The organism is Streptomyces sp. NPDC054840 (genome assembly GCF_053611065.1).
On sequence record NZ_JBSGZP010000764.1, the window covers coordinates 1 to 3,250 of the forward strand.

Genomic DNA, 3,250 nt, shown 5'->3' on the forward strand with positions numbered 1-3,250 from the left:
GAGGTCCCCCAGGTCGTCCCCCGCGTACAGGACCGCCTCCGCGCCGGTCTCCGCGAGGAACTCCGTCAGGGCGACCCCCTTGTCCGTGCCCGGCGGCCGCAGTTCCAGTACGGCCCGGCCCGGCTCGACCATCAGCCCGTGGCGCGCGGCCAGCTCGGCGAGTTCGCCGCGGGTGGCCCGCACCCGGGGCGCGCCGGTACGGGTGGCGGTGAGCACGGCGGGCCGCTCGGGGCGGCTGCGCAGCGCGTGGTCGAGGTGATCCAGCATCAGCGGGGGTCGTCCGTTCCGTGCGTGCCGCTGCCCTGGTCGAGGTACCAGCGGGCGGTGCCGGCGAGCCCGTAGGCCCGCAGGCGCCGCGTCGAGTTCTCCACGACCATCCCCCGGCAGTGCGTGATCCGGTCGGTGTGACGGCGTACGGCGTTGAGGAAGAGCCGGTCGGTCGGCGAGGGGCGCCGGGGCATGCCCCCGACGGTCAGGTACAGATCGGCGGTGATGGCCATGTTGTTCCCGGCGTGCATGCGGTACGGAGCCCGGTAGCCGCGCCGCCGGGCGTGCTCGGGCCGCAGCCGGCCGAAGAGCGCGGCGAGGGCCACCAGCGCGCCGAACCCGGCCCGGCCCAGCGGGCCGTGCTCGTCGCGGCGGGCCACGATCCGCCCGCACACCAGCCCGGGGCTGCGGATCAGCGCGCCGCGGGCGGCGCCGGTCCAGCCGGGCCGGGGCAGGCAGTCGGCGTCGGTCCGGGCGAGCAGGGCCGCGCCGCGGCCGATCGCGTACCGGAGGCCGGTGTCCACGGCGGAGCCCACCCCCTTCTCCGGCTCCTCGATCACCTCCACCGGGAAGGGCGCTCCGGCCGCGAACGCACGGGCCACGGCGCCCGTGCCGTCCGTCGAGGCGTTGTCGACGACCAGCAGCGTGAAGTCCCGGTCCCGCTGCGCGGCGAGCGCCCGCAGGGTGTCGGCCAGCCGGGCCTCCTCCTCGTGCGCCGGCACGACCACCCACATCGGCGGGGCGGCGGCCGTCACGACTTCTCCCAGACCATCGTCATGATGCTGATGCCGCCGCCCAGACCGACGAACAACACCCTGTCTCCTGGCGCCAGTTCGTCGTACACCCGGTCCAGCTGGAGCCCGATGCTCGCGCTCGCGACATTGCCGAGCTCGGGCACCGTCACCACCAGCTTCCCGGCGGGCACCCCGGTCAGTTCCGCGAACCGCTCCAAGTACGGCATCGTGACCTGGTGCACCAGCACCTTGGCGAAACCGTCCCACTCCATCCCCGTGCGGTGCAGCGTCCGGTCGATGACGGCGGTGCCCACCTTCTCGAAGACACCTCGCAGCTCGTGTCCGTCGCCGCGGAAGTAGGTGTACGCATCCCCGCGCGGGTGCCGTGACCCGCCGCCCGGGATGCCCCCGACCTCCCAGTGCTCCGAGTGGGTCTCGGTGTCCACGTCGATGATCCCGCCGCGCTCGACGGCCTCCACGACCACGGCCGCCCCCGCGTCGCCGAAGGTGTATCCGGCGAATCCGTCGCGCAGCTCCGCGAGATCGGCCGGATCCCGGCGCACCGCCCGGCTCGGCGTCTCGCCGGTGACCACCAGGGCCCGTCGCGCCCGGCCGGCGAGGATCATGGAGCGGGCGAGGTCGATCCCGTTGACGAAGCTGTTGCAGGCGTTGGTGACGTCCAGGGCGTGGGCCCGCGAGCCCAGTTCCGCCTGCACGATATGGGCGGTGGCCGGCTCGACCAGGTCGCGCGAGGCGGACGCGAACAGCAGCAGGTCGACGTCGAGCGGGCCGAGTCCGGCGGCGGCCAGGGCCCGTCGGGCGGCGCCCACCGCGAGGGTGGAGGCGTACACACCCTCGCCCGCGACCCGGCGGGAGACGATCCCGGTTGCCTGAGTCAGCAGCCTCGGCGGCAGCGTCAGGCCACTGCGGCGCGCCACCTCCCGCTGGAGTGCGTCGGAGGACAGCACCTCGTCGGGCAGCAGGCTGCCGACGGCGGTTATCCCGACGCGCGGCAGCGGATCACATGGCTGAATGAACATGCACACACGATGACAAGCCGGCCGCGCCCGGGCCTGAGTACGGATGCTCAGTTCGGTGCCACGCGCCGCACGGGCCGCCTGAGTACGGCGCGCGGGCTTGCGGAGCGTCGGCCGCGCGGGCCGGCGGCCCAGGCTGCCGAGAGGGCCGGAGCCAGGAACCGCCACAGCCCGTCCCCCAGGCACACGGCGAGGCCGACCACCCCGGTGAGGGCGCCGAGGATCCGCGCGATCAGCGCCGGTCCGCCACGTCAGACCCCGTCCCCACCGGCCGTGCCGCTTCCCCCGGCGCAGCCGGAGCGGCGCCTCGCGAAGCGTTCGCGCAGGCGGCCGAAGGCACCCGGCCGCTGCCAGCCGCGGAACTCGTCCGCCCAGCGCCCACCCGTCCGGGCCAGCGACTGTTCCACCTCGGCCAGTTGGGCAGGAGTGAGGCTCCGGACGGCCGGCCGCAGCACCCCGTCGAGCAGGTCCGTACGGGCCTCCTGCCAGGCCGGGCCGGCCTGCGGCTGGGAGGCCCACACCGTGAAGCAGTCCGCGGCATAGCCCGGATCCAGCCGCAGCCGGTCGTGGACCGCCGGTGTGCGCGCCGCTGCCCGGTAGGCGGCCAGCAACTCGGCGTCGTTGCTCTCGATCAGCGCCCGCAGCTCGCTGTCCGGCCGGTCCCCGGCCAGCAGCCGCTCGCACAGGGCCGCGTACGCGCTCTCCCGCGGGCCCGGCTCCGGATCCATCGACCGAAGGTCCAGCACCTGGCGGACCCAGCCCCCGCCCGCCGGGCCCGACCGCAGGTTCCGGGTGAGCTCCAGCAGCAGCAGCGACGGCCGCAGCCGGGCCGGGATCTCCTCCTGGAACTGCCCGAGGAGCTCCGGAGCCAGCTCCGCCGCCTCGGCGTCCCCGGCCGGGGCCCGCACGGCCGCCCGCACGAGCAACTCCCAGGTCCCGGCCTCCCGGTGGACCTGCGCCCCGGCCGCCATCAGCACCGGCCCGGCCTCGCCCGCACCCGGCGGATCCCCGTCCCACACCAGCCGCATCGCGGTACGCAGCACCAGCGGCTCCGCGTACAGCGGGACGCCCGACCGGGCCAGCAGGGCGTTCAGCGCCCCGACCCGGTCCTGGACGGCTGCCGCGGGCACCGCCGCGGCAGCGGCGCACATCCGCAGGTGTGGTCGCGCGTCGGCCGCGGACGGCCGCAGCGCGGTGCGCTCGAACAGCCCC

3 protein-coding genes and 1 pseudogene are annotated in these 3,250 nt (G+C 75.7%); all 4 read right to left on the bottom strand.

Annotated features, from left to right (window positions below):
• A pseudogene (locus tag ACWGIU_RS33620) lies at positions 1 to 171 on the bottom strand (trehalose-phosphatase); the annotation flags it as partial.
• Positions 172 to 266: 95 nt separating this feature from the next.
• Positions 267 to 1,022 (bottom strand): glycosyltransferase family 2 protein, encoded by a 756-nt coding sequence (locus ACWGIU_RS33625; RefSeq protein ID WP_453711894.1) that lies wholly within the window; start codon positions 1,020 to 1,022, stop codon positions 267 to 269.
• Positions 1,019 to 2,041: a 3-oxoacyl-ACP synthase III family protein gene (locus tag ACWGIU_RS33630; RefSeq protein WP_453711895.1), complete on the bottom strand. Its 1,023-nt coding sequence runs from the start codon at positions 2,039 to 2,041 to the stop codon at positions 1,019 to 1,021. Before ACWGIU_RS33630 ends, ACWGIU_RS33625 begins: the two co-directional genes overlap by 4 nt.
• Before the next feature lie 248 nt (positions 2,042 to 2,289).
• Positions 2,290 to 3,250 (bottom strand): GTPase-associated protein 1-related protein (locus ACWGIU_RS33635; RefSeq protein ID WP_453711896.1); only part of this gene is annotated, 961 nt, incomplete at its 5' end.

Coding starts and splice junctions, on each gene's coding strand:
- ACWGIU_RS33630 (WP_453711895.1), bottom strand. CDS start 2,041: ATGTTCATTCAGCCATGTGATCCGCTGCCGCGCGTCGGGATAACCGCC.